This window comes from Candidatus Binataceae bacterium, assembly GCA_035294265.1.
Lineage (GTDB): Bacteria > Desulfobacterota > Binatia > Binatales > Binataceae > DATGLK01.
The window spans coordinates 18,390-44,685 of record DATGLK010000047.1 but is presented as its reverse complement, the minus strand read 5'-3'; the positions used below and the strand labels follow the sequence as shown (position 1 = coordinate 44,685).

The following is a 26,296-nucleotide window of genomic DNA, read 5'->3' as shown; positions in this document are numbered from 1 at the left end:
GCGGCCATCGATTTTAGCGCTTCGGAGGCGCGCGCTGGCAAGTGCGTAAGGGGCCTGTTTGTGCACAGCTTGTGCTGGACCAGCAGCGCAACTTTATCTCCGAGGACCGCGCTTATCGATCCATCGCGCTTGTCGTATGCTAGCGGGACCTATGTCAGCCGCGCGGAAACTTCCATCACCCACCTATTACCGAGTCGCGCTTCAGGTTTCAGCCGCCGACGCCGACGAACTAGGCGGCGTTCTAATCGGCTTAGGCGCCATGGGCAGCGCGGCCAAATGGGCCCGCCGAATGCCGCGAGCGGGCCACAAAATCGTGACCCTCGAAAGCTACTTTCAGCGCTTGTCGGCGGCGCGTTGGAAGGCGATTGTGAGCGGTTTGAAACAGGCCGGGCTGATCGCGCGGAAGCAACTGGTGGCGCCCCCCGAGCTGATTGTGGATCCGGGCTGGGCTGCGATGTGGAAAGAGCGCTTCAAGCCGCTGCCCATCGGCCGTCACTTACTCCTGCTTCCGCCCTGGGAGGCAGGCCGAAGTGACGGTAAGCGGCTGGAGATAATCATCGATCCGGGACAGGGTTTTGGCACCGGGCACCATCCCAGTACCCGCGGTACCTTGCTCGCGATCGAGCATGAAGTGGGGCGTGGCGTCGACGGCCCAGCGCTGGATCTGGGCAGCGGGTCAGGGGTACTGGCGATTGCGATGCGACGGCTGGGTGTGGACGAGGTTTGCGCGGTAGAAATCGATCCGGCGGCGCGGGCCAACGCTCGCCACAACGCCAGCCTCAACCGCTTAAGTCGCGATCTGCGGTTTGCAGCCGAACTGAAGCCGGGCACGCGCTTTGGTCTGATCGCGGCCAATATCCTAGCCTCGACCCTGATCGAGCTGGCACCCATACTGATCCAGCGGCTGGCGCCGGGGGGCCGGCTCATTCTCTCCGGCATCCTGGAGCGCGAGGCGCCTAGGGTCCTGGCGCGCTATCGACCTCAGTTGCGCTTGCGTCGCTCCTATCGCGAGCGCGGCTGGGTTACATTGACCCTGGGTGCGGCGGCCGGCCACCGCGCGGCGCGCGAAACTTATCGAGGGTCGAGCTTGTTTCGCACCGCCCACACACATATATGAATTTTCCGCAGGATTGGGATTTTGCCCCAGCCATCGCACATTGGGCCAACCTTCACTCTGGATGCCGCCGCCGTTAGTGGCGACCGCGCCTGCCTGAACGGTGCCGAGCTTCATCACTTGCGCGACGTCTTGCGCCTGCGCCCGGGCGATCATTTGACTCTGATCGAAAGCGGCGGACGGCGCTTGAGCGCCGTGCTCGAGTCGCTCCATTCCACTCGCGCATGGGCCCGAATCCTCGCCGAACTGGCAGCGCCCTGCACGCCACCCCTGATCCTTGCCATCGGTTTAATCAAAGCTCCGCGGATGGATTTCCTGGTGGAAAAGGCCAGCGAACTGGGTGCCAGCGAGATCTGGCCCCTGCTGACCGAGCGCTCCGTGAGCGATTATCCCGGCCCAACTCGCCTGTCCCGCTGGCGGCGACTGGCGACAGCGGCCCTCAAGCAAAGCGGAGGGGTGGCGGCGGTGGTGCGAGCACCGACGGCTTTGACAGCCTTCCTTGCCGCGCGCCCGCGTGAGATGGTGGCTCTGATCTGTCAGCCCGACGGTATCTCGGCGGGCACGCTGCTCCAGGCCGCCGGCGCCGCTGGGGTAATCGTGGCGATCGGGCCCGAAGGAGATTTTACACCCCGCGAGCGCGCCGCCGCGCTGGCTGACGGTTTTGTCGCCGCTCGCTTGGGACCCCATCGCTTGCGCAGCGAGACCGCGGCGCTGGCCGCGCTCAGCTTAGCCGCGGCGGCGCTGGATCAGAGAGAAAGGGCATGAGCGTGAACCTGAATTTGGCGTTTATCATGGATCCGCTGGAGCAGGTGCTGGTGGATAAGGACACTACTTTCGTCTTCATGCTCGAGGCCCAGCGTCGCGGCCATCGCTTGGCCGTGATGGGGCTGGCCGATCTGTTCGCTCGCGGGCCGCGGGCATGGGGTCGGGCGCGGCGATGCGAAGTGATGCGCGCCACACCTCATTACCGATATCTGGACCAGGGGCAAGAGAACCCGCTGGAACATTTCGACGCCATCTTGATGCGCAAGGATCCGCCCGCCGACGCCAACTACCTGTATGCCACCATGCTGCTGAGCCTGGTGGATAGTAGCCGCACCTTCGTGCTCAATCGGCCCGAGGGTCTGCGCACCGCCAATGAGAAGCTCTACGCCTTGAATTTTCCCGCCGCAATTCCGCCGACGCTGGTCAGTTATCAAATTGCGCGGCTCAAAGTGTTCATGGAGGAACAAGGGGGTGAGATGGTCGTCAAACCCCTGGACGGGCACGGCGGCGCGGGCGTATTTGTGCTCAGCCGTGCTGATCGTAACCTTAACGCCATCCTGGAAGCCGCGACCGATGGCGAACGGCGACCGGTGATGGCGCAGCGCTATCTGCCCGAGATCCGCGCCGGCGACAAGCGGCTGATCGTGCTGGACGGCGAGCCGCTAGGCGCCACGCTGCGGGTCCCGCTGGCAGACGAGAACCGCGGCAACATCCACGTCGGTGGGACCTGCGTACAGGCCGCGGTGACGGCGCGCGACCGCGAGATTTGTCGCATCCTCAAGCCCTGGCTGCAGCGCGACGGGCTTTATTTCGTGGGGCTAGACATAATCGGCGACTATCTCACCGAGGTCAACGTGACCAGTCCCACCGGAGTGCAGGAGATCGATCGTCTGGACGGGGTCGAGTTGGAGCGGCAGGTGGTGGACTTCGTCGAAGCCAGGGTCGCGGCCTTGCCGCGCCATACGCATTGAACCGGCGCACGCATTGCCGTCGCCAGAATAAGGGCGAGGGGCGTGCTAAACGAGCCTGAACTCGCGGTGGGGCGAGTATGCAGGGAGGGAGGGACGCGCCCGCTTTTTGCCGCCGGCGTAGTCTGAAAAGGGTTAGCTAAAAGTGTCATTCGCAGCGCTGTTTTTGATTTCGGTAGTCGCCGGCTTTATCGGCGCGATGGCGGGCATGGGTGGGGGCGTAGTCCTGGTTCCGGTGCTGACCTTCTTCGGCCTGCCAATTAAGGAGGTCATCGCGATCAGCATAGTCTCGGTCATTGCCACCTCCAGCGGCGCCGCTTCGGCCTATGTGCGCGACCATATCACCAACCTTAAGGTCGGAATGTTCTTGGAGATGTTCACGATGAGCGGGGCGATCATCGGGGCCATGATCACGGTCGTCACCCGCCAGCGCTATCTCTACATCATGTTCGGCCTGGTCCTGCTCATCTCTTGGATCGTGATGTGGTTCAATCACGGGGAATTTGTGCCCGAAACGATTCCGGACCGCTTTTCGCGCTGGCTAGAGCTGCACGGCAGCTATTACGATCAGGCGGCCGGCAAGACCATCGAGTATTCGGCCCGGCGCGCCTACCTGGGTGGCCCGATGATGTTCGGCGCCGGGCTGATCGCCGGCTTGCTGGGCATCGGCGCGGGCGCGCTCAAGGTGCTGGTAATGGATCTGGTAATGGGCCTGCCGGCCAAGGTTTCAACCACCACCAGCAACCTGATAATCGGGGTCACCGGGCTGGCGGGCGCCAGCGTCTATCTGGCGGCCGGCCTGATCCATCCCGAGCTGGCCACGCCGATCATCATCGGCATCGTGGCTGGCGCCTTTTTGGGCACCCGGATTCTGGTGCGCTTGCACAATCGCACCATCCATCAATTTTTTCTCTTTATCCTGGCAATCCTCGCGATTGAAATGCTGTACAAAGGCATCAGAGGACTATAGCTATGGCATCTCATCCTTCTTCCCATCCGGCACCCGCTGCCTCGGCCGGGTTGAACATGGATCTCCTGGTGGGCTGGATTTTGCTGGCAGGGGTACTGCTGAGCCTAACTTTGCTGCTATGCGGCGCCTTGTGGCATCGTTTCGCCACCGGCACTCTGACCGATAACTTTCGCTTGGCGGGCACCAACCTGCTCGCGTTCGTGATCGCCGAAGTGCACAACCTGTTCCACGGCGCGCTCCGCCCGCGCATCCTGATCAGCAGCGGCATCGCCGTGCTCATGATAACCCCCTATATCCGGGTGTTGGCCTCGATGCTGTATTTTCTATTCGAAGAACGAAACCTGAAGTACACCGTCTTCACGTTGTTCGTCCTGAGTGTACTCACTTACAGCCTGATGCTTCATTAACCGGCCGTCCTTTGTAGACAGGAGAGTTAACAAATAAAGCTATCTTTACGGGGCTGACCCAGGAGTCCCCAGACTGGGCCGCACCCGCACTCGGCAGTCGGGATGATCGGCGACCGCCATCCGCGTCGCTCCAAACCGCCTGCGCCGGTGGCCAGAAAGGTCACCCTGTACTGACGGCGCAGCTCACCGCTAATCGCCAGCGCGTCGCGGCTAAGCAAGCTGCCGTCGCCGACCTCGGGTACGATAAAAGCGCGCGCCCCGCTTTCGCCCGACAGGCTGCGCAAGGTATCGACATCAACCTCGCGCGCATCGGTATGCCCAACTCCGATCGAGTATACCAGCACGCCTTGGCGGCGCGCCTGTTCAACGACCTGCGTCCGCGTGCTCTGGCTCATGTTGTCGATTCCGTCGGTAACTACCAGCAGGGTCTTTTTGGCGTAGCGTCCCTGCTTGACCAGCCGCAGCCCTTGCCCAATGGCGTCGAACAAGGCGGTTGAGGCCTCGGGCTGCAACCGGTCAAGGAGGGCGAGCACGGCGCGATGGTCCAGACATCGATAATGATTCCCACCGTCGCCAGTGTGTGCGCATCTTGCTGGCAGTCGATTATCGGCCGCGCAGTACCGTCCTCGAACACTCGTAGTTGGCGCTGAGTGAGGTTGCTAATGTAACCGCCGCTGGGACCGGTAACCGTAATCGTCACCTGGGCGTAGCGCCCCTGACTGCGGATCTCCATCGCCTGATCGCGCGCCAGCCGCGGCCGGCTCGAAATCTCCAGCGTGGAGGTCTGCTTACTCTGCAACTGACTGCGAACAATTGTCGCTGGCCAACTGCCCGCCCGCGCCGTATCGCTTTGGCTCGGTATGGCAAGCGCAAAACTCAGGGCAAGCAGCTTAAGAAGCTCGACAATCGAACCTCGAATCTGCATCGATTACCTCGGCTGAGCCTGGACGTCCTTTTCATTCCACGCCCCTCCTGGATCCATGCAACACGCGTGTGACAGCGATTTCACGCCGATTGTGCCGGCTGGTTGGCGCACGCCGATTAGGGCGGCGTTAAATAACCCGGGCATCGTTGGGCGCCGTCGACGAAACCCGAGCCAGTGAGCTCGTAACTTTGGAGCGATGCTCTAGCGTCTTGCGCTTCGCACCGCGGGCAGCGATGGTTAAGGGCAAACCGGAGGTCGCACCATCATGCTCGATTTCGAGTTCAGCGCCGAACAGCTAGCGATCAAGGAATTGGCCCGACGCTTTGCGCGCGAGGAGATAATCCCGCGAGCCAGCGAGTGCGACGAGCGGGAACTGTTTGCCACTGATCTGTATGTGCGCGCCTTTCAGGCTGGACTGATGAATTTGGAGATTCCGGAGGCTTTGGGTGGTCCCGGCCTGGGCTGTGTGGAGGTCTGCCTGGTGAGCGAAGAGCTCAATTACGGCTGCGCGGGAATCAGTAACGGTATTGGCACCAATAGTTTGGCGGCGCTTCCGCTGCTGATCGCGGGCAACGATGCGCAGCAGCAAGTCTATCTCTCCGCTTTGACCCGGGAGCTCACCTTTTGCGCCTTTGCCCTGACCGAGCCCGGCGCCGGCTCGGACGTGGCGGGAATTGCCAGCACTTATCGGCGCCAAGGCGACGGTTTCGTACTAAACGGCACCAAACACTTCATCTCCAATGGTTCCTACGCGAAGTGGCTTGTGACCTTTGCCAGTGCGGATCGCAGTCTGCGCCATCGCGGCCTTTCCTGCTTCGTGCTGCCTGCCGACCTGCCCGGAATCTCGCGCGCCCGGATGCATGGCAAGCTGGGACAAAGGGCCGCCGACACCGCCGAGATCGTGTTCGATGATGTCCACCTGCCCGCCGACGCGCTGGTGGGCGAGGAAGGGCGCGGTTTCGAGTATGCGATGCGCAGTTTCGATCGCTCTCGACCCCATATCGGCGCAATTGCCGCGGGTATCAGTCAGCGGGCCCTGGACGAGGCCCTGCGCTACGCCAGCGAGCGCAGCGCCTTTGGCCGGCCGATCGCTCAGTTTCAGGCCATCCAGTTCATGTTGGCCGATATGGCGATCGCGCTGGAAGCGATGAGACTTTATAACTTACAAGGCGGCCTGGTGGGTAGACCGGGGGCGCGGCCGTAATCCGATCGCCAGCTACGCCAAAGCCTTCGCCGCCGACGCTTGCATGAAGATCACCACCGATGCGGTCCAGATCTTCGGCGGCTACGGCTATATGAAGGCCTACCCGGTGGAAAAGCTGATGCGCGATGCCAAGCTTTTGCAGATTTACGAGGGCACTTCGCAGGTGCAGCGAGTGGTGATCGCGCGCGACCTAATGCGGACCTGAAGCGCTCTCAAGCCGCGAGCAGCCGCAATTGGTCGCGAAAATGCTCGACCGTGCGGCTCAATCCCTCGCGCAGCGCAATTGTCGGTTCCCATCCCAAATGGTGGCGGGCCAAGCTAATATCGGGCTGGCGGCGGCTAGGGTCGTCGGGCCGCGGCGGCTGAAATTGCACCCGCGAGGAGCTGCGTGCCAACTCGATGGTCAACGCCGCCAATTCCAACATCGTGAATTCGTTGGGGTTGCCCAGATTGACGGGACCGATCGTGCTTTCACAGTCCATCATGCGAACCAGACCCTCGATCAAATCATCGACGTAAGCGAAGGAACGGGTCTGGCGACCATCGCCGTAAACCACCAAGTCGCGCCCACGTAAGGCGGCAATGCAGAAATTGGAGATCACCCGCCCGTCATCTATCGCCATCCGGGGCCCATAAGTGTTGAAAATCCGCACGATGCGAACGTCGACCTGGTTTTGCCGATGGTAATCCATCATCAGACACTCGGCCACACGCTTACCCTCGTCGTAGCACGAGCGCACTCCGATCGGATTGACGTGACCCCAATAGTCCTCGCGTTGCGGATGGACCTCTGGATCGCCATACACTTCGCTGGTGGAGGCCAGCAGGATACGTGCTTTGACCCGCTTAGCCAGCCCCAGCATATTGATCGTCCCCATGACGTTGGTCTTGGTCGTCTTGACCGGGTTGTACTGATAATGCACCGGCGAGGCTGGGCAGGCCAGGTGAAAGATGCGATCGACTTCCAGCAGAATCGGCTCGACCACGTCGTGGCGGATCAACTCAAACCTAGAATTATCGTGCAGACGGGCAAGGTTAGCCCGGCTACCGCTGTAAAAATTGTCCAGGCAGATAACCTCGTTGCCCATCTCCAGTAAGCGCTCGCATAGATGGGAGCCGATGAAACCCGCACCCCCTGTTACCAAAATCCGCACGATCTTTCCCCGTTTTCGTAGCCCTGAATTGTTAGAGCTTGAAGGGCGCTCCGACCTCAACTGCGGCGAAGTATAAGATATGGCTGGCGGCAGCGGCAAGTTATCGCGTTGCCCAGCTCTGGAGCAACTGGCCAAAGCCATCCTTGCACTCTCTTGCCGCCGGCCCGGTTATGATAGGCAGAGCAGCAACAACCAGTTTTCAAGAAGACGGGCACACAGATGTTAGGGGCGCGTGGCGACGAAATGCCGAAGTCACGCGCTGCTTGAAGCCACGGCCCAAATCATGGCTTGCTCCCTCAATGTTCTTCTCCCTCACCCGAAGAAGAAGATAGCAGGCTATGGAGAGCTTTGCGCCACCACCCAAATATTGGCAGTATGCTGAAGATCCGTAGGCTGAGCATTGTTCGGAAGCGCAGGAGGATAAGATGAAATTCGGCGTGCAGTTTTTCCCCGACGTCAAGCCGCAAGAGAAATCGGCGGCCGATTATTTTCGCGAGTCGCTGGCTATCGTGGAAGCCGCCGAACCGCTGGGTTACACCCACGTGCGCACGGTGGAACATCATCTGCATTTCTATGGCGGTTACAGCCCCAATCCTGTCGTCTTTCTGGCCGCCGCTTCGCAGCGCACCAAACAGGCACGCCTGATTACCGGGGCGATCATTCCGGCCTGGAATCACCCGCTCAAAATGGCGGGCGAAATTGCGATGCTGGATGGGATCTCGGGCGGGCGTCTGGAGGTGGGTTTCGCCCGCGCCTTCCTGCCGCACGAATTCACCGCCTTCGGCATCTCTCCCGACGATTCCATCGCTCGCTTTCGCGAAGGGATGGAACAGGTGGATTTGCTGCTGCGCGAGGAGAACGTCACCCATCACGGCCGTTTTTATAGCTTCGACAACGTGACCGTGCTGCCTCGCCCCACCCAACGTCCGCGCCCCAAGTTTTTCGTCGCCGCCACCACCACCCCGGAATCCTTTCAATGGGCCGGAAAGATGGGCTATTCGCTGATGTCAAATCCGGCCGCGGGGCAAACGATGCGCGAGCTGATCGGCATCTACCGCCAAGCCTGGCGCGAGGCAGGCCATGCCGGCAACGGCGAAGTGATGCTGGCCTTTCACATGTTCGTCGACCGCGACGGCGCGCGTGCCCGCCAGATCGCTAAGCCCCACGTCGAGGCCTACTTCGAGGGTATCTACGACGCCACCCGCAAATGGAGCGAGGGCTTCAGCTCCAAGGATTATCGCGGCTACGGCGAAAAATCGCAGCGCATGCGTACCCAGAGTTTCGAATCGATGGTGGAATCTGGCAACCTTTTCATAGGCTCGCCAGCGGAGGTCCGCGATACCATCGCGCGGTTCAATGAAAATGTTGGGGGCTTCGAACACGCTTCGCTGCAAATCAACTTTCACACCCTGCCCGCCGCCGACGCGATGCGCTCATTGGAGCTCTTCGCCAAGGACGTGATTCCAGCGCTGGCTTAAGCGATGATCGAGGCCCTGTATCGCTCGGCCGGCCATCTGATTCGCCGTGCCCATCAGGCTCACGACACGATCTTCGGCGAGGTGGTAGCGCGCTTTGATATCACCTCGCCCCAATATGCCGCGCTGCTGGCGATCGCCGAGTTTCCGGGCCTGGAACAGGGCACCCTATCCGAACTTATCGCCTACGATCGTTCCACTATTGGCGGGCTTATCGACCGCTTGGAGAGCAAGCGTTTGGTGCGCCGCACCATCGGCCTTCGCGACCGCCGTACTCGCCTGCTGAGCCTAACTCCCGCCGGAGCCGCAATGCTGCGCAAGCTGCGCCAGCAGACCCCTCGAATTCAACAGCGTCTGCTGGCCGCGCTGTCTCCCTCGGAATGCGAGCTGTTCCTTGAGATGTTGGGGCGCGTGGTCAACATCAGCCGTTCCCTGGAGCGTCTGCCGGCCTGCGCGGGCAGCTCGGGCGAACTATCGCGCCATCGTGACGAATTAGCGGCCGAAAATGGCGCCCTCAGCCGCCCGCGGCGCCGCCGTGCTCAGCAAGCCGGGTTGAACTCCTACTCAGAATCTAAATCCTGCCTGGCGCGGGCACGCGGCCATTCCAGCAGCAGGCCGACGGCGGTCACCATGCCTACCAACTCTATCAGCAGACCGAGGTAGAATCCCGGACTGCGATAGACCAGTTCCACGGTTTGCCCGCCGGGTTGAAGCTGCACTCCGAGCAGACCACCGACTTCCACGATTTCACCGCGACCACGCGCAAGACGCCATCCCGGGTAGTAGTTTTGGTTGATGAGCAGCCGTTCGGAGCCGGTGGGGTTGACGACAAAAGTCAAGGCATCAGGCGACCAGCGCAGCAGGCGCAAGCTACCACCGCGGCCGGTCAATTGGTATTCGCCGTCGTATCCGACCTGGTTATAAGCGGTAACGTGCGAAGGGAATACCGTGTATTCGTAGCAATTGGCCACGCCCAGATTGGCCCAATTAAACGGCAGCATCAGTTGGGAGGATGGCGCCAAAGCTTGGCGGAATTGCGCGCCGATCGCGGCCGCCGGGGCAGGGGCCGAACGATCAAAAATGTGAAAGAAGTTGACGCTGCTGACATGGCAGTCGTCCACCGTCATCACAATCAGCAGCAGCGGCAGCAGCCCGCGCGCGCTGCCGCTCACCAACCGCTGCGCGCCGCATCCGACTACCATCCCGAGCGCCAGGGTGAGCGGAATTAAAAAACGTGGCGCCACCATTTCGGAAGACAGTGCCGGCAAGTAGTGGATAAGCACCCATGGCGCCCAGCGGCCGAAGGCCCCCATCGCCAGACTGAACAAAACGATTGTTATCGCCAACCACGCGACGCTGCGCCGCCAGGCGCCGACAACGCCGACGATAAACAGGATCAGCGCGGGCAGGCCGACATAAGCGCCATACTCGTGAAAGCCCCAGCCTGGCGCCGGGCGATATAAATCCTGGTTGCGAGAAAACATTGCGCTCAGGAGCAGATAAGGAGAATAGACCTCGCTTCCGATCGGCGGACGGGGATGGCGCACCATCAGATCGATGGCGGGCAGCAGTTTGGGGGCGGCAAACAGGCAAGCAAACAGCAGCATCAAGCAAAAAAATCCCAGCGGTTTCACGCTGCGCATGGTCAACACGGCGGCCGACGTCATCAGGCCCGCGGTTACCACCGTAAACGTGAGCGGGTGAACCCCGCCTTCGCCGAGCATCAACGCCAGCAGCAAAGCGCCCGCGATGGCTCCGGCAGGGCGTTCCTGCGCGCAGGCAAACCACAAAACCGCCAGCACCCAGGGCAGATAGGCGAAGGGCAGAAAGACCACATGGCCGGCCGCCAAGTGAAGCGCGAACCATGAGCTACCGGCGTACGCCAGAGCGGCGCTAGTACCACCCCATACCCCCAGTCCATAAACCCGAGCCAGCACGTAGGCGCCCGCCATCGCAATGGCCAGATGCAGTGGAATCGCCAGGTAGGCGCCCGCAACCGGACCGAAAAGCAGATCGAGGACGATAAAAGGGGTCAGGAAGGTCGACTCTGGATTGCCTAAAAGCGGCATCCCACCGCATTTGTAGGGCGTCCAAAAAGGAAACTGATGGTATTTGGCCAGCGCCTGATAGATAGCCCAATGCTGCTCAAGAAAACGGTCCCAATCCAGGGTCAAACTCACCTGATTGAGCCGCCCCCACAACGGATGGCAATAAAAGGCGGCGAACAAGAGACTGCCGGCGCCAACCGACAGAATTTCCCAGCCGCGAGGATAACGGCTACGCAGCGGTGAGCTCCAAGCCACTGCGCGATCGACAAGAGTGCCGCAATAAGCAAACACCGCGCGCAGGTCAGCGAGTAAAGCATTGGCATTGTCGAGCGGTTCGGACGGTCCGTGCTCGCGCACTGGTAACGCTGGGTCTTCCACCCTCCACAGCGCCCAGGCCAGTACAACGGTCAGGAGGGTAATCGCACTTCCGAGCAGGAAGTCGGAGCCAAGGTAGCGCAACACGATGGTATGGCGGCCACGGGTCATTTCGATCGCCAACAAGCCTTGCAAACTGCGCAACCTCCCCTGCCCCTGCCATAGCCGCCAGCCGCCGTCATAGTTTTGGTTGATCACCAGGATGGCGTGGCCCAGCGCGTTGACCTGATAGCTGAGCACGTTGGGACTCCAACGCAGCAATCGCACCTGCCCGGGGCCCAGCAGGTACTGTTCGCCGCGATAGTTTTGTTGGTTGAAACCCAGTGCTTGAGTGGTGAACCAAGTGTATTCGTAGCAGCTCACCGCACCCAGGTTGGCACGGCCAATCGGGAACATGCTGTAAGTCGAGGCCTGATATTGGCGAAAGATTGGGGAGGCCTTAATCGGTGGGTCTTGAGCGTCGAAGATATGAGCCAGATCGGGTGACGCCACCACCCAGGCGTCGACGATTCCAACGACGATGAGACAGGCGGACAACAGGCGACCGGCGCGCCAACGTGCGAGCCACTCCACGCCGTAGGCAGCCAGCGCGGCGATCGCCAGCGTGAACGGCATCGCGAAGCGCGAGGGGACGCGCTCGGAAGAGTAAATCGGCAAGCGATGAAGCAGACTCCAGGGCGAGTATGGGACGAAATCGCCCAGCATCAGAAGGAATACGATTAGCGCGACAAACCACCAGATCTTTACTCCGCGCTGGCGCCAAGCCGCCACACTGGCCAGCGCCAGGAACGGAAATACGCTCACATAGGCACCGTATTCGTGAAAGCCCCAGGGTGCGGCCCATGGCCGGTAATTATCCTGATTGCGGGAAAAGAGCGCGGTTAGCAGAGTCCGTATGTGGTTGACGTCATAGGACTCCCAAGGGCGCGGATGGCCGAGCATGGTGTGCGCGGCAGGCAGTAACTTGATCGAGGCAAACCCGGTTGTAAACAACCCGATCGCGAGCAGTGAGAGCAGCGGTATCAGCCGCCGCTCCACCAGTGCCATCGCAAGCAGCATCACTCCTACCATCACGCCCGCCTGGCTGAGCGAATAGATGCCCCCTTCGCCCAGAATCAAGGCACACAGCGCTCCGGCGACCATCGCCGGAGTCAGCCGATCGGTGCGCGCGGAGCGCCAAGCACAGGCCATCACCCAGGGAAAATAGGCGGCAGGCAAAAAGACGACATGCCCTTCAGACAAATGGAGATAGAGCCATGAACTGGCAGGGAAAGCCGAGCCAAGCGTAATCGCCGCCAACCAGCCTAGGCCCAAGGTGCGAGCCAGGAAATAGCCGCCCACCCAGGCCACGGCGATGTGCAGTGGAATTTCCAGGTGCAAACCGGCGACCGGCCCGACTAGTAGCTGAAGCAGGAAGAAGGGAGTCAGAAAGCCCGACTGCGGGTTGCCCAGCATCGGCATACCGCCGCATTTGTACGGGTTCCACAGCGGGAATTGATGAAAATGAAGTACCTCGTAGTAGGGCACCCAATGCAGCTCAAGAAAGAAGTCCCAATCGAAAGCGGCGCCCGGTATGAACAGACGGCCCAAAAGTTCGTGGCTAAAGAATGCAGCAAAGGCTAGGGCCGTCAACGTCACCAGCGCGTATTCCCGCAGCAGTTTCTTCCCGGAGCTGGTCACGCCGAATAACGCCGCCGTGCGAACGCGCGGCTTAACTCAGCTACAGGTATGGGTTTGGCGCATTCAGGAAAGTAAAAAATTTATCTTCTGGTGGGCCTTTAGTGACGCTCATGAGCCTCCAGGCGCCGGTTGCGAGTCAGCCCCCAACGACAAGCTGGTTTGTCAGTGATTAACCCAAACTCGCAGCAGTGGAAGCGAGGATCGCAACCACACGCCAAGCGACGTGAGTGATAAGGATAAGGATGACCCTCGTCAGTTATCGCTTCTCGGCGCACGTTAGGCGATCCGTTCTGCAAAATCCGACGCATGTAGCAGGAACCGATATATTCGGGAGACATCCCGCGGTACGAATCAAATGTCGAGGGAACCGTTCGCGAAGTTCCAAATGCTCAGGTGACCGCCCAGCCTGCTTGGCCAACCACGCTTCCCTGATCAGCGAACTCTTAGAGAAAGAATAGGCAGGGGGTTTTTATTAGAGCATGCCGCGGGCGTAAGCGAGGACTTCCTTCAACTTTTGAGCACGACCGATCAATTCGAGTCGCCGGGGGCCGCGAGCCTGCGCCATTTGGACTTGAGCAAGCTCTAGATTGATCTCAATAAGCTCGACCGCGCGCGTCAGAGCCTGCCGCTTTTGCTCTGCGGCGTGGCGCCGGCGGGCACGGCGAACTTCCGCCAAATCGATTAGCTTGCCCATCGCTCGCCTCGAATCCCAACCGCGCTTAGCGAATAGCGCGGCCAGTGCGCTGCTTGCGCTCGATCGTCTCGCGGCCGCCCTGCGCAAACCAATTAATTTGACGAGCTATCCCCGACAGGATATCGACCTCGCGCGAACTCAGCCCGGCGCGCCCGAACAGCGCGCGCAAACTGGCCATGATGTGCTCGGGATGGTCAGCGGGCAGGAAGCCGATCGCGATCAGCGCCCGCTCCAGCCGCGCCAGCATCGCGGCGCTGTCGGGCCAGGGCGCCAACCTCGCGGATCGCGCCTGTGGTGGGTCCGTGTCGCGGCGCGCCATGAACAGCTCCCAGGCGGTGACCATCACGGCCTGCGCCAAATTGAGCGAGGGATATTCGGGCGCAGTTGGAATCACGATCAAGCGCTGGCAAAAGCTAAGTTCGTAATTGCTTAGGCCATGATCCTCGGGACCGAATACGACCGCGACCCGCTCGGCAAGCACGCTTAACTCGGCCGCGACTTGGCGCAGCGGCTGGGCCGGGGCGCGGTCACCTCCGAAACGGCAGGTCGTGCCCAGCGCCAGAGTGCGGTCTTCTAGCGCCGCCGCCAGATCCGGGTAGCGCCGCGCGCGCTGTAGAATATCGCGGCCGTGAACCGCCATCTCGGAGGCCACCCGGTCCTCGCCGGCCGCCGGGGCCACTAAGCGCAGATCGGCAAACCCCATGTTCTTGAGCGCCCGGGCAGCGGCGCCGATATTGCCGGCGCTTTTGGTCCGCACCAGGACAAAGGCCATCTGCTCTGCTTGGGCCATTGCAGCTATTATATATCCATCGCAGGCGGGTTGAGAGCGACCCGTCCTTGCAGGGAGCGAGAAGCACAGGCGCGATGAAAATAATCTCCTTCGGCGATATCCACATGGCGACCCGCAACCTGGCTCGGATGGATGCCCAGATGGCCGACACCGAGCTGATCGTAATCTCCGGCGATCTGACCAATTTCGGCGGTCCCACGGAAGCCGCCAGCGTATTGCAGGTTGCCCGCCGCGCCTGTCCGCACTTGCTCGCCCTGCCCGGCAACCTGGATCGGCCCGAGGTCATCTCTTATCTCGAGCAGCAGGGGGTGGCGCTGCATGGGCATGGACAAATAATTGACGGGGTGGGGATCTTCGGTTGTGGCGGCTCCAACCTTACCCCTTTTCACACCCCTACCGAGCTGAGCGAGGAGGAAATTTACGACACCTTGATGCGCGGCTGGAAGGAGCTGCGGAATTATCGGCCCGCTTTGATGGTTTGCCACACCCCGCCCTACGCAACCAAGTGCGATCGGTTGAGCAACGGCACCCCGGTCGGTAGCAGCGCCGCGCGCCACTTTATCGAGGAGTTTCAGCCCGAAGTTTGCATCTCCGGCCATATCCACGAATCGGCCGGAGTGGATTACATCGGCGCCACCAAGGTGCTCAACGCCGGCCCTTTCAAGGGTGGCGGATATATCGTGGTGGAAGCTGCCGACGGCCGGCTGGACGCCCGCCTGGAGTTCCTTTAAGGTGCCGGCGGTGTCGCTGGCGCAGCAATCGATCCAGGTTTACGCGGGCAAGATCCGGCATGGGCGCTGGTTCATCATACGCAGTCTGTGGCCGCTGACCCGCCGCTTCATCCTGCGCCGCACCGAGGGAAAGTAACTGAAGATGCTCAAGGTGGTTTTCTTCGACGCCGCTGGGACTCTGTTCGACGCTCGCCGGGCGGTGGGCGAAAGTTACGCCGCGATCGCGCGCGAGTTCGGCGTCCAAGCCAGTGGGCGCGAGGTCAGCGCGGCTTTCCGCAAGGTCTTCGCCCAGGCGCCACCCCTGAGCTTCGGTCCCCACCATTCGCCCGCTCGGCTACGCGAGCTGGAGCGTCAATGGTGGCACGAGCGGGTGAGCGAGACTTTCGCCGGCCTAGGTCAATTTAGTAATTTTGAAGCCTACTTTGCGTGCCTCTTCGCCTACTTCGCTGATTATCGCAACTGGATGGTTCACCCAGGCGCGTTCGAAACTTTGCGCGCCTTGCGCGAGCAAGGTTTGGAATTGGGCGTGGTGTCAAACTTCGATTCGCGTCTGTATACGATCCTGGAGGGACTTGGCTTGGCCGAGTATTTTCACTCCATGACCATCTCGTCAGCCACCGGCGCGGCCAAGCCCGACCCCGAGATATTTCGGGCCGCGCTGGCGCTCCATCAGGCCGCCCCAGACCAGGCCATGCACGTTGGTGATTCGTCGGCGCTGGATATCGTGGGCGCCAAGGCCGCCGGGCTAGAAGCAATCTTGTTCGCGCCGGACGCGGGCCACAGCGCCGCACGACTGAGTCGATATCGACCCGACATTCAGGTCCGGGCGTTGCCGGAAGTGGCGGAATATGTGCGCCGGCGCGACCGCGAAATTCGCTTCGGAGGGCAGACCGCATCATGAAGGGCCAATCGCGCCTCACGACGGCGGATTCCGATCCCGCCGCCATTAAGCGTATCCATCACGTAGGCTTGGCCGTCGCCGATCTGGAGCAGGCCTATCGCTTCTGGCGCGACGCGCTAGGGCTGGAGCTGATGCGCGAAGCGGTCCTTGAGGAGCAGGACGTCAGGGCGGCACTGTTGCGCCTGGGAAGCAGTCGGATAGAGCTGCTTCAGCCACGCTCGAACTCGGGCGCAGTGGCTCGCTTTCTTGCCCGCGGCGGTGGGTTGCATCATATATGCTTTGAGACCGGAGACATCGAGGGCGCGATGGCGCGAGCGCGCAAACTTGAACTACCCTTGCTTGATTCGAGTCCGCGCCAGGGGTTGGCCGGCCGGATCTGTTTCCTACATCCCAGCGCCACTCATGGCGTGCTAATCGAATACGTGGAGGAGTGAGATTATGCCAATCTACGAGTACCGGTGCCGCGATTGTGAGCACGAATTCGAAATTTTCGTAATGGCCAGCGCCCCGGCGGCGGCCTGTCCCGATTGCGGCAGCGAGCAACTGACGCGCGAGTTGTCCTCCTTCGCTTCGCATGCCGAACAGAGCAGCAGCGGCAGCTATGAGGGCAGCGGCCCAGTGGGCGGCGGCGGATGCTGCGGGGGCGCCTGCGGCTGCGGCCATTAAGTCACCGCCCGCGCGACTCCCACTACGAAATTGCGGCGCGCTGGGTGGCGCCCTGCGCCCGGACTTTAACCTCACGTGGTAAACGAAGCGCTGCGACAAGCCGTCCAAATCCCGTGTGAGCAATTTCCTTCTCGCGCATTCTGGCCCGCAACGGAACAGCAAGACATGCTGAAAGCCCACACCCCCGCCAGCTTTTCTTATAAAAGGCTCGGCAAAAGGAGCTTCCTGCCCGTGAGATTTACGAGCCCGGCGAGTGAGGACACCAACTGCTGGACAAAATCGGCCCGCCGTTCGATCGCCCTTGGCCTCCTGCTCCTGGCCATCGCGACGCCGGCGGCGGCGCAATTTCGGCCCTGGCCCAGTCCGCTGCCCCCTGCCCCGGTTTGGGGTGCAGCCGACGAGCATCAAGTCTGGCGCGATGCTGGTTGGTGGTGGCAGCATCGGCCCGCCTGGGTCCGCGCTCACCATCCGGAATGGTGGGGCGATTTTGACGACGACCACCTGTGGCATCCCGCCACCTGGTGGTGGGACAATCAGCCCGATTGGGCTCGCCTGCATCATCCCGAGTGGTGGGGTGATTTTTACAACCACGCGTGGTATCCGGCAACTTGGTGGTGGCAGTATCAACCCGACTGGGTGCGTCTGAACCATCCCGGATGGTGGTGCGCACCGTACCAAGGGACGTGGTACCCGGCGGGTTGGTGGTGGCTATTTCAGCGCGCCGCGATGCTCGCTAACCATCCCGACTGGTGGGGCTATCCCTCCGGCGGAGTGTGGTATCCAGCGGGCTGGTGGTGGCAGTACCACCCTGATTGGGTGTGGCAGAACCATCCTGATTGGTGGGGTGACTTCGACGACGACCACATCTGGCATCCCGCCGCATGGTGGTGGCGCTTCCATCCCGATTGGGTCCAGGCCAACCATCCTGAATGGTGGGGCGACTTCGACCGCGATCGCATCTGGCGTTCCGATAGCTGGTGGTTCGCGCACGATCCGCAGTGGGCCGCGGCTCACCATCCCGAGTGGCAGGGGGATTTCGACCGCAATCACGTCTGGCGCGATATCAATTGGTGGGCGCAGCGAGATCCAGCTTGGGCCGCCCAGCATCATCCCGAATGGCGCCAGGCCATGGCACGCTCGCTGGAACAAATCCACGCCCAGCGTCAGACGATGCTCTCGCGGTTAGGAACGGCACAGGTCAACCTCAGCGAGCTGGCGGGCGCCAACCAGCAACGATTGCTTGAGCGCCAGGGACAGGTCCAGATTGCTCGCCTACAGAATCAGCGAGCGGGCGAGATGAAGTCCTTGGAGGAACGGCACGCGCGCGGCGCGATCCGCGGCGCGGCTGCACTTAGCACCGAGTACCAACACGAACACCAGGTTGCCGGTTTGCAGCATCAATACCAGGCCCGGATGCAGAACGCCGAGCGCCAGCAAATGCAGCGTCAAGAACAGGCGATGCGACGAAACCAGGCCGAGCGCGAAGCTTTGCAGCGTCAGCATGTCGCGCAGGTTCACAATCTGGAGCGCCAGCACGCAGCGCAGGTAGCCAACTTTGACCGTCAGTTTCGAGGCGCTCCCGCGCGTGGCCACCAGCGGGACAATCATCAGGGCAATCCCGGTGGTCATAGGCCCCACTCGCGTTAGCTTGCCGACGCGGAGAGGGCTCCGTGCGCGCCTGACCGAGGTCACGGCATTACCGCGCGAACGGGGACAAATGGCAACGGCGATTAGTCTAGCTTGCGCCAGGGCATCGGCGCTGTCAGGGTGAAATCCACGGAAATGTGCACCCTGGCGATTTATTTTCAGGTTTTTCCGACCCGCCCGGTGGTAGTAGCCGCCAATCGCGACGAGTTTCTGGACCGCCCCGCGCTGGCGCCCACCGTTCTCAACCAGGCGCCGGTCATCGCCGGCGGTAAGGATTTAAAGGCCGGCGGAACATGGCTGGCGATAAATCAGTTCGGGATGGTGGCAGGTCTGCTCAATCGGCGCTCTTCTACTGCCGCCGATCCAAGCCTGCGCTCGCGCGGCCAACTCTGCTTGCAGGCGCTGCACCATGCCGACGTGGAACAGGCCATCGCCTATGTTACGCGCCAGGATCCGAACGCCTACAATCCCTTCAACCTGCTAGTGGCCTCGCCGCGCGTCGCGGTGGTAGCCGATAATCGCGGCGGGCGGATACGGGCGACGCGGCTTGCGCCGGGGATGCATCTGCTGACCAACCTGGACGTGGATGACTTCGAATGTCCACGGATAAGCGCCGCCTTTGAGCGCTTTCGTGCGCTATGCCAGGAGCCCGCCCTGGGCGATCGCGGCGCCGAATTGCGCGCGCGCTTGGCCACTTTGCTAGCCGATCATTCCACCCAGCTCGATCCGCGCTCCAATCGACCCAACGCGCTGTGCCTTCACGGTGATAAATACGGTACCCGCTCCTCCAGCATCATCTCGATCGGTGCGTCAGGCGCCAGCGAGCATTATTTTGCCCCCGGCCCCCCCTGCGTGAACGTCCACACTCGCGTCTTAATCCATGAACTACCGGCGCTTGCTTCCTCCGAGGCCGCTTAGGCCAACAGCATGCCACCGTCCACGGTCAGGGTGGCACCGGTAACAAAGTCGCTGCCCTCGCAAAATAACAGCACGCCGTTGACCACGTCCTGGGGTGTGCCCAGCCGCTTTACCAAGGTGCCCGCGGCCAAGCGAGTCAGGACTGGCGGTGGATAATCTTCGGGCGGCAAGACCGGGCCCAAGGCGAGGCAATTGACCTGAACCTGAGGCGCCAACGCCTTGGCCAGGGCACGAGTCAAACCGACCAGCCCGCTCTTGGACACACTGTAGGCAAAATAGTCGGTAAAGGGGCGAACTGCGGCCAAATCGCCCAGATTGACGATTTTGCCCGCGCCCGCCCGGCGCATCAGCGGAGCGGCAAACTGAGCGATGAAAAAGGGCGCCTTTAGGTTGACGTTGAAGTTGCTATCCCAATCGCGCTCGCTGATCTCGTTCATCGGCTTGCGGCTGAAGACCGAAGCCGAATTGATCAGCAGGTCGAGGCCGCCCAACTCGGCGTCGATCCGCGCGACCATCGCTCGGATCTCCGCGACCCGCTCCAGGTCGGCGTGCAGCGCCAGCGCCCGCCCACCCGCGCCATTGATGGTCGCCACCGTGGCTTCTGCCTGTGCCGCCGAGTGATTGTAATGTACGGCCAATTGGGCACCGCGCGCGGCCAGCGCCAACGCGATCTCCTTGCCCAGGCGGCGCCCGCCGCCGGTAACCAGCGCGACTTTGCCCTTGAGATCCATAGCCACCGGTCGCGCCTACACGCGTTTTCCTCAGAGCGTTTCCTGCAGACGGCGCAGCAGGGCGAGATTATCTGAATGGCCGGTCTTGCTGGCGATTACGTGACCGAGGATCGGCCGCCCCAGAAGATAGAGATCACCAATAAGATCGAGTACCTTGTGGCGGGCGAATTCATCGGGAAAACGCAGCTCAGTATTTACCACCCGTTCGTCATCAACCAGGATCACGTTATCCAGTCGCCCGCCGTTAGCTAGTCCCATCGCCGACAGCTTGCGCATCTCGGCCACAAAGCCGAAGGTCCGCGCGGGCGCAACCTCGCGTAGGTAATCCTGAGGCTCGTGCAGTTCGAAGTGCGCGTGTTGCGTACCCACCGGCGCTGGATAGACCAGGGTGTAATCGACGATCAGATGGTCGGCGGGCTCCAGCCGGATATATTCTTGGCCCACCCCCTCGCGCCCCACCGTAATCGGCCGTTTGACCGCGATAGGCTCGACCGCGGCGGCCTGTTCCTTGATGCCAGCTTCGCCCAACAAGCGGCAAAATTCCTGCGCCGACCCATCCAGAGCAGGGACTTCGCCCTGGGCCTTGACCAGTAGATTGGTGATCCCCAGCCCGTGCAGAGCCGACATCAGATGCTCGATGGTGCGAACCACGAAATCACCGCGCGACAGGGTGGTGTTGTAGCCGGTGTCGCTGACGTGCTCCAGGCGGGCTGGAATGGTGACGTCGCCCGAGAGCGAGGTAAAGGCGATACCGCTATTGGGCTCGGCTGGATAAAGAATGACGCCGGTCTTAAGCCCGCTGTGCAAGCCCTGTCCGCCGACCACCATCGAACTGGCCACCGTGCGCTGCGCAATCGCGCCCCGCGCCAGCCGCCCCATGCGCGCCGGCCGAGTTAAGACTGCCCCCTCTCCCTCGCTGGGAAGCGGCGCTCCTTCGCCGCCCAGGACCCGCCCAACCGAGGCCAGCAAGCCGCTCAAGGAAAATGGCTTTTCGATAAAATCCGCCGCTCCCAGCTTGGTGGCGGCCACGGCGCTGGTAATGTTGCCGTGGCCTGAAATCATGATCACGTCGGTGGCCGGCGCGCACGCCTTGATTCGGCGCAGCAACTCGATTCCGTCCAGATCGGGCATCCAGATGTCCAGCAGGATTAGCCGGGGATGCTCGCGCGCGACGATGTCCATCACGGCCAGCGCGCTGCCGGTATCCAGCACCCGGAAGCCTTCGTCGGACAGAATGCCGCGCAGCGAAGAGCGGATTCGCTCTTCGTCGTCCACCACCAAAACAGTTTCCACGTTAGGCAAGCCCTTACCGGTCCGGCAGGCCAGTTGCGCGTCGCTTTACTAACCTACCAAGCGCGCAAACTGCTGTTCTTTTACCGCAAATTCCAGGATGAATCTACTTCCGTGAGGATGGCGCCCGCGCACGCGGACAAAGCCATGATGATCCGAGACAATCGCCGACACAATCGCCAGTCCCAGGCCGGTACCACCCAGCTTGGTGGAAAAGTAGGGCTCGAAAATTCGCGCCGCGAACGCGGGAGCGATGCCCGGCCCGTTGTCGGCCACCTCCATGGTCACGATTCCGCTGGCAGGCTCCAGCGCAGTGCTGACCTCGATGCGGGGGGGCTCGCCGTTGCGCTGCTCGCTCACGGCCGCCACCGCGTTGTCGAGCAGGTTGACCAACGCGCGCTTGAGTGCCTCGCGATCGATAAGAATCGAGGGCACGGCGGGCTCCAGGCGGCTGACGAATTCTACCTCGGGCCAGGCCTCGCGAAAGTTGTGCACCACTTCCTCCGCCAGGGCATTGAGGTCCCCGGGCACAGGATTGAGCTGCGGCATGCGGGCAAAGGCGGAGAATTCGTTCACCAGGCGCTTCAGATCCTCTACCTCGCTGATGATCGTGCGGGTGCACTCCTCCACCAGCGCGGCACTCAAGCCGGTAGCGAGCTGGCGGCGGATGCGCTCGGCGGAGAGCTGGATCGGTGTAAGCGGGTTCTTGATCTCGTGGGCAATGCGCCGGGCTACTTCGCGCCAAGCCTCCATGCGTTCTACCTTGGCGATCTGACTTACGTCTTCGAAAAATAGTACTGCGCTCAGGCGTTGGTCACCCTCCTCGCCCAGCGCGCTGGCGGTGACCATCAGCTCGCGCCCACCCTGCTCCTCCAAGGTGACCGCGCGCGGGCCGCCGCGGGCAGGCAACTGCCCCAGCAATTGCGAGAGCTCGCGCACCAGGGAGGGGGCAAAGACCTGGGCGTAAGGTCGTCCGACCACGGCATGAGCGTCGACCTCAAGCAAGCCCTCGGCACAGGGATTGATGGTGGTGACCCGCCCTTCGTGGTCGAGCGCCACCACCCCGGCGGAGACATTGCGCAGCAAGGTTTCGGTATAGAGCCGGCGCCGTTCCAGCTCGGCTCTGGAGGCGCGCAGATCGGTGGTCATTTGATTGAAGGAACGCACCAATTGCCCGATTTCGTCGTCGGATACCGCCGCGATTTCGTAGTAGAGGTCGCCGGCGGCGACGGCGTGAGTGCCCTCGGCCAAAAGCTTGATCGGGACGGTGATGCCGCGCGCCAGGTAAATTCCAAACCAACTCGCGAGTAGCACCACCACCAGCCCGATCATCGCCAGGGCGAGCAGGTAGTTGCGTAGAATGGGCTGTTTCAAAGCTCGCAGCTGGACAAAATCCTCGAAGCTGTTGGAGACCGCCGCGACCCGCTTAGCCAAGCTGCGCGGGATGTAGTAATCCACCACTACCGCGCCCAGCACCTTGTCGGCCTCGGGGGAAACATAGATCGGCGCGGTCCCGCGGATCACGTCGGAGCGGCCGAAGGTGTCCGTGCGGCTGACCGCGTTACCGGCCAGAGTTCTAGTCAACAATGGGGAATCGGGCGAGACCCCGATTCCGGTGGGTATACGCGAGCTGAAGGAAATCACCAGGAGCTGGCGCCCCGGCGAAAAAACTTCCACCGTCCCCAGGTTGTATTCCTGCTGCTTGGCGTTGACAAACTGGGCGAGGGCTTGGCGCTGGGCCGGCGCCAGCAGACCGCGCGCGCTGATTTGCTGGGCCAGTTCGCGGGCGTAATGAAGCGCGTTGTTCGCCGAATCCAGATAATAGGTCTTGGCGATGTCCAGCGAATTGTCCAACACTCGAGAGTACTCGGGGTTGAACCAACTGTTGATGTCGGTGCGCAAAAACGCCCCCGAGACGTAGAGCAGGAAGCCACTGGGCAGCATTGCCACCGCGATGAAACCCACTACCAGGCGCGCCTGCAGCTTGGAACCGATCAGGCCGCGGCGGCGCTCGAAGAAAACCTTGGCGATGTTGCGCCCGACCAAAAACATCAGCAACCCTAGGAGCAGGAAGCTGAAGTCGAACAGAACAATGACCACTAGGTTGGAGGGCAAGGAGGCTCGGCTGGTCAAAGCTGGCAGGCGGGTCTGTGCCAGCACGAACACCACCAGCAGGGCGGTGGCGATCGCGACCACCAGTAGTTCACGCCGCCGCCGCTTGTGGTCGGCCTCGCGTAGGAGTTGAGCGGGAGCCAGTGCCATGGTCGAAAAGTGCTTTTTCCTCCCGAGGCTAGCGCCCAAAGAGCATCCATAGCAGGGAGAGCAGAACGCTAATCAGGATACAGGTCCCCAAGGGGAAATAAAACGTGAAGCCCGAGCGCTGGATGTAGATATCCCCAGGCAATCGCCCCAGCCCCGGAATCTGACCCACACCCCATAGCATCGCCCCGCCGAGCAGCAATACGCCACCCACGAGCATCAGCCATTTTCCCATCGATGGCAACATCGCGATCGTCTCATGCCGAAAATTTCATCTAGAACTTTAATAAATAGCCGGCCCCACACGTGCCGATCCATCCCCAACTCGGAAGTTTAGCCTGACAATCCCCTCATCCGCGGCGGCACCCGCCGCCCATGGAGGTCAGCGCGAGCAAAGACGTTCTTGTCCGCGTCGTTCGCACAGCAGGTTCGGATGAGCGGTACGGCGCCCCCTGCCGGCGCCGATGCTAGACGTGAGCGTGACTCTTGGCCACCTCCTTGGCTTCGCGGCTTTCTTTGATTAACTTCTCCGCGATTGGCGCGGGCACTTCCTCGTAGTGCGAGAACTGCGACTCAAACGAGCCGCGCCCAGAGGTAATCGAACGTAGATCGGGAGCGTACTTCAGAATTTCCGCCATCGGCACCAGCGCTTTGATTAGTTCCGAATGGCCCTTGCTTTCCATTCCTAGCACCTTGCCGCGCCGCGCGTTGAGATCGCCGATCACATCGCCCAGGCATTCGTCAGGGCAGCTCACCTCCAGGGCCATGATCGGCTCGAGCAGGACCGGATGGGCTTTTTCAAGTGCCGCTTTAAGTCCCATCGAGGCCGCGATCTGGAAGGACATGTCCGAAGAGTCGACCGGATGCGAAGAGCCGTCATAAACTGTCACTTTAAGATCGACCAGCGGATTGCCGGCTAGAAAACCCTCGGGCAGAGTGTTGCGCACCCCTTTTTCAATCGAGGGGATGAATTGGCGCGGCACTGCGCCGCCCACCACCGCATCGACGAACTCGAAACCTGCCCCGCGCGCCAGCGGCTCGACCTTCAACCAGCAGTCGCCGTACTGGCCGCGCCCGCCCGATTGGCGTTTGTATTTACCCTGGGCTTCGGCCTTACCGCGAATTGTCTCCTTGTAGGGCACTTTGGGCGCCTGTAACTCTACCTCGACATTGTACTTGCGCTTAATTCGCTCGACCGCAACCTCGATATGGAGCTGGCCGGTACCCGACAGGATGATCTCGTGGGTCTGGGCGTCGCGATGCATCTCCAAGGCGGGATCTTCTTCGAGTAGCCGCGCCAAGGCCTGGCTGGCCTTTTCCTCGTCGGCCTTGCTTTTGGGGCGGATAGCGAAAGAAATCACTGGATGAGGATGCTCGGGTGGGGCAAACACAATTGGCGCCTTTTCTTCGCACAGGGTGTCGCCGGTGGTGGTCTCCTTGAGTTTGGCCACCGCCACGATCTCGCCCGCGACCGCGCTGGCCAGTGGCGTTTGTCGCTTGCCCTCCAAGCGCAGAAGCTGTCCCAGCCGCTCCTTGCTCTGGCGGCTGGAATTGAGCACCGCGCTATCGGAGTGAGCCTGACCCGAGATTACCCGGAAAATCGAAAGTTTGCCCGCGAACGGATCGAGCACGGTCTTGAACACCTGGGCAGCGAAGGGCGCATTGGGATCTGCCGCACGCGTAAGCGGCTCGCCAGTGTTCGGGTCGCGCCCCTGGCGCGGCGCGGCCTGAATCGGCGAGGGCAGCAATTCGACAATAGCGTCGAGCAACGGCCCCAGCCCCAGGTTGCGGCTGCCCGAGCCGCACAGCACGGGGACCAGCTTGCGGGCCAACACGGCCTGGCGAAGCGCGCTGCGTAAGGCCCCGTCCTCAATCTGCCCCTGCTCAAGGTACTGTTCCAGCAACTCGTCGTCGGTCTCCGCCACCGCTTCGCACAGCCGGGTGCGGGCTGCTTCGGCGGCCGCCAAAAGCGGGCCGCTCAGTTCCTCTTCACGCGGCTTGCCGCCGCTGTCGAAATAGCGCAGCGCGCGCATCGCCAAAAGGTCGATTACGCCGCCTAGCGTGTTGTCGGCGCCAATGGGCAAGGTCAAGGCGACCGCCTTGATGCCCATCCCGGAGAGATCTTCCAAGGCTCGCTCAAGGCTGCTGTTCTCCTTGTCAAGCCGGGAGACAAAGGCCAGCGCCGGCAAGCCCGCGGCAGTGGCCGCAGCCCAGATCTTCTCCGCCTCCACCTTCAGGTCGCCACTGGGACTAACCACCATCACTACCCCATCGACGGCCGACAGGGTGTTGGTGGTCTCAACCAAAAAGGGGGCGTAGCCAGGGGTGTCGGCCACGATGACGGCGGTTTTTTTCCATTCCAAGTGATGGAAGGCGGAATAGATGGAGACATGATGGGCCAGTTCTTCGGCTTCGAAGTCCATCACCGCGGTGCCATCGTCGGGCCGGCCCAAGCGGGTGAGCGCACCTGCGGTGAAGAGCGCAGCTTCCGCCAACTGGGTTTTTCCCGCCCCACCCTGACCGACCAGAGCGATAGTTCTCAAACGGCCAATTTCCTCCATAGGTGCCTCTCTTCGCTATGTGG

26 protein-coding genes are annotated in these 26,296 nt (G+C 61.8%); 16 read left to right on the top strand and 10 right to left on the bottom strand.

All coding sequences use genetic code 11. The features are described from left to right. Nucleotides 1–151 precede the first annotated feature (151 nt). From VKV28_08695 to VKV28_08675, 5 genes are all read left to right on the top strand, one after another. Nucleotides 152–1,117 carry a 50S ribosomal protein L11 methyltransferase gene (locus VKV28_08695; GenBank protein HLH76867.1) on the top strand — a complete coding sequence of 322 codons (966 nt, stop codon included), beginning with the start codon at nucleotides 152–154 and terminating at the stop codon, nucleotides 1,115–1,117. Nucleotides 1,118–1,138: 21 nt separating this feature from the next. After that, a complete protein-coding gene (locus tag VKV28_08690; protein ID HLH76866.1) occupies nucleotides 1,139–1,879 on the top strand; it encodes a 16S rRNA (uracil(1498)-N(3))-methyltransferase in 741 nt (246 codons plus the stop codon). Then, nucleotides 1,876–2,850, top strand: coding sequence for a glutathione synthase (gshB, locus tag VKV28_08685; protein HLH76865.1), 975 nt, complete (start codon nucleotides 1,876–1,878; stop codon nucleotides 2,848–2,850). The genes VKV28_08690 and gshB overlap by 4 nt, the downstream gene beginning before the upstream one ends. A gap of 142 nt (nucleotides 2,851–2,992) precedes the next feature. After that, nucleotides 2,993–3,817, top strand: a complete 825-nt coding sequence (locus tag VKV28_08680) for a sulfite exporter TauE/SafE family protein (GenBank protein HLH76864.1) — start codon at nucleotides 2,993–2,995, stop codon at nucleotides 3,815–3,817. 2 nt (nucleotides 3,818–3,819) lie between these two features. Continuing rightward, nucleotides 3,820–4,224 carry a DUF1634 domain-containing protein gene (locus VKV28_08675; GenBank protein ID HLH76863.1) on the top strand — a complete coding sequence of 135 codons (405 nt, stop codon included), beginning with the start codon at nucleotides 3,820–3,822 and terminating at the stop codon, nucleotides 4,222–4,224. A gap of 26 nt (nucleotides 4,225–4,250) precedes the next feature. Here VKV28_08675 and VKV28_08670 read toward each other — a convergent pair whose 3' ends face one another. Beyond that, nucleotides 4,251–4,757, bottom strand: a complete 507-nt coding sequence (locus VKV28_08670; GenBank protein HLH76862.1) for a VWA domain-containing protein — start codon at nucleotides 4,755–4,757, stop codon at nucleotides 4,251–4,253. A 657-nt stretch (nucleotides 4,758–5,414) separates the two neighbouring features. On the opposite strand from VKV28_08670, the gene VKV28_08665 reads away from it, so the two are divergent. Together VKV28_08665 and VKV28_08660 are read left to right on the top strand one after the other, a co-directional pair. After that, nucleotides 5,415–6,353, top strand: a complete 939-nt coding sequence (locus VKV28_08665) for an acyl-CoA dehydrogenase family protein (GenBank protein HLH76861.1) — start codon at nucleotides 5,415–5,417, stop codon at nucleotides 6,351–6,353. Then, on the top strand, nucleotides 6,307–6,558 hold the full coding sequence (locus VKV28_08660) for an acyl-CoA dehydrogenase family protein (protein HLH76860.1): 252 nt from the start codon (nucleotides 6,307–6,309) through the stop codon (nucleotides 6,556–6,558). The genes VKV28_08665 and VKV28_08660 overlap by 47 nt, the downstream gene beginning before the upstream one ends. 7 nt (nucleotides 6,559–6,565) lie before the next feature. Here VKV28_08660 and VKV28_08655 read toward each other — a convergent pair whose 3' ends face one another. Further along, nucleotides 6,566–7,507 (bottom strand): UDP-glucuronic acid decarboxylase family protein, encoded by a 942-nt coding sequence (locus tag VKV28_08655; GenBank protein HLH76859.1) that lies wholly within the window; start codon nucleotides 7,505–7,507, stop codon nucleotides 6,566–6,568. Nucleotides 7,508–7,932: 425 nt separating this feature from the next. On the opposite strand from VKV28_08655, the gene VKV28_08650 reads away from it, so the two are divergent. Beyond that, nucleotides 7,933–8,985, top strand: a complete 1,053-nt coding sequence (locus VKV28_08650; protein HLH76858.1) for an LLM class flavin-dependent oxidoreductase — start codon at nucleotides 7,933–7,935, stop codon at nucleotides 8,983–8,985. Between the two features lie 3 nt (nucleotides 8,986–8,988). Then, nucleotides 8,989–9,645, top strand: coding sequence for a MarR family transcriptional regulator (locus VKV28_08645; protein ID HLH76857.1), 657 nt, complete (start codon nucleotides 8,989–8,991; stop codon nucleotides 9,643–9,645). On the opposite strand, the gene VKV28_08640 is transcribed toward VKV28_08645, so the two are convergent. The 3 genes from VKV28_08640 to VKV28_08630 all read right to left on the bottom strand — a co-directional run bounded on the left by VKV28_08640 (nucleotide 9,543) and on the right by VKV28_08630 (nucleotide 14,569). Further along, complete coding sequence (locus tag VKV28_08640) at nucleotides 9,543–13,085, bottom strand: hypothetical protein (GenBank protein HLH76856.1); 3,543 nt, start codon at nucleotides 13,083–13,085, stop codon at nucleotides 9,543–9,545. The genes VKV28_08645 and VKV28_08640 overlap by 103 nt on opposite strands. Before the next feature lie 472 nt (nucleotides 13,086–13,557). After that, the gene (locus VKV28_08635) at nucleotides 13,558–13,779 is read right to left on the bottom strand and encodes a hypothetical protein (protein HLH76855.1); all 222 of its coding nucleotides are present in this window, start codon (nucleotides 13,777–13,779) and stop codon (nucleotides 13,558–13,560) included. 25 nt (nucleotides 13,780–13,804) lie between these two features. Beyond that, nucleotides 13,805–14,569 (bottom strand): RNA methyltransferase, encoded by a 765-nt coding sequence (locus VKV28_08630; GenBank protein ID HLH76854.1) that lies wholly within the window; start codon nucleotides 14,567–14,569, stop codon nucleotides 13,805–13,807. A 74-nt stretch (nucleotides 14,570–14,643) separates the two neighbouring features. Between VKV28_08630 and VKV28_08625 the strand changes: the two genes are divergently transcribed. From VKV28_08625 to VKV28_08595, 7 genes are all read left to right on the top strand, one after another. Continuing rightward, a complete protein-coding gene (locus tag VKV28_08625; GenBank protein HLH76853.1) occupies nucleotides 14,644–15,300 on the top strand; it encodes a metallophosphoesterase in 657 nt (218 codons plus the stop codon). 10 nt (nucleotides 15,301–15,310) lie between these two features. Then, entirely contained in the window at nucleotides 15,311–15,436 is a 126-nt protein-coding gene (locus VKV28_08620; GenBank protein ID HLH76852.1) for a hypothetical protein, read from the top strand. Between the two features lie 6 nt (nucleotides 15,437–15,442). Further along, a complete protein-coding gene (locus VKV28_08615; protein HLH76851.1) occupies nucleotides 15,443–16,201 on the top strand; it encodes an HAD-IA family hydrolase in 759 nt (252 codons plus the stop codon). Then, nucleotides 16,198–16,635, top strand: coding sequence for a methylmalonyl-CoA epimerase (mce, locus tag VKV28_08610; GenBank protein HLH76850.1), 438 nt, complete (start codon nucleotides 16,198–16,200; stop codon nucleotides 16,633–16,635). Before VKV28_08615 ends, mce begins: the two co-directional genes overlap by 4 nt. 4 nt (nucleotides 16,636–16,639) lie before the next feature. Continuing rightward, nucleotides 16,640–16,867 carry a zinc ribbon domain-containing protein gene (locus VKV28_08605; protein HLH76849.1) on the top strand — a complete coding sequence of 76 codons (228 nt, stop codon included), beginning with the start codon at nucleotides 16,640–16,642 and terminating at the stop codon, nucleotides 16,865–16,867. A 231-nt stretch (nucleotides 16,868–17,098) separates the two neighbouring features. Further along, on the top strand, nucleotides 17,099–18,514 hold the full coding sequence (locus tag VKV28_08600; protein HLH76848.1) for a hypothetical protein: 1,416 nt from the start codon (nucleotides 17,099–17,101) through the stop codon (nucleotides 18,512–18,514). Nucleotides 18,515–18,634: 120 nt separating this feature from the next. Further along, nucleotides 18,635–19,432 (top strand): NRDE family protein, encoded by a 798-nt coding sequence (locus VKV28_08595; protein ID HLH76847.1) that lies wholly within the window; start codon nucleotides 18,635–18,637, stop codon nucleotides 19,430–19,432. Here VKV28_08595 and VKV28_08590 read toward each other — a convergent pair. The 5 genes from VKV28_08590 to fusA all read right to left on the bottom strand — a co-directional run bounded on the left by VKV28_08590 (nucleotide 19,429) and on the right by fusA (nucleotide 26,273). Further along, nucleotides 19,429–20,163 (bottom strand): SDR family oxidoreductase, encoded by a 735-nt coding sequence (locus VKV28_08590; protein ID HLH76846.1) that lies wholly within the window; start codon nucleotides 20,161–20,163, stop codon nucleotides 19,429–19,431. The two genes, VKV28_08595 and VKV28_08590, sit on opposite strands and share 4 nt — an antisense overlap. Before the next feature lie 30 nt (nucleotides 20,164–20,193). Beyond that, entirely contained in the window at nucleotides 20,194–21,456 is a 1,263-nt protein-coding gene (lpxC, locus tag VKV28_08585; GenBank protein ID HLH76845.1) for a UDP-3-O-acyl-N-acetylglucosamine deacetylase, read from the bottom strand. 48 nt (nucleotides 21,457–21,504) lie between these two features. Next, the gene (locus tag VKV28_08580) at nucleotides 21,505–23,715 is read right to left on the bottom strand and encodes an ATP-binding protein (protein HLH76844.1); all 2,211 of its coding nucleotides are present in this window, start codon (nucleotides 23,713–23,715) and stop codon (nucleotides 21,505–21,507) included. A 28-nt stretch (nucleotides 23,716–23,743) separates the two neighbouring features. After that, entirely contained in the window at nucleotides 23,744–23,947 is a 204-nt protein-coding gene (locus tag VKV28_08575) for a DUF2905 domain-containing protein (protein HLH76843.1), read from the bottom strand. A gap of 232 nt (nucleotides 23,948–24,179) precedes the next feature. Next, nucleotides 24,180–26,273, bottom strand: coding sequence for an elongation factor G (gene fusA / locus VKV28_08570; protein ID HLH76842.1), 2,094 nt, complete (start codon nucleotides 26,271–26,273; stop codon nucleotides 24,180–24,182). Between the last annotated feature and the right edge of the window lie 23 nt (nucleotides 26,274–26,296).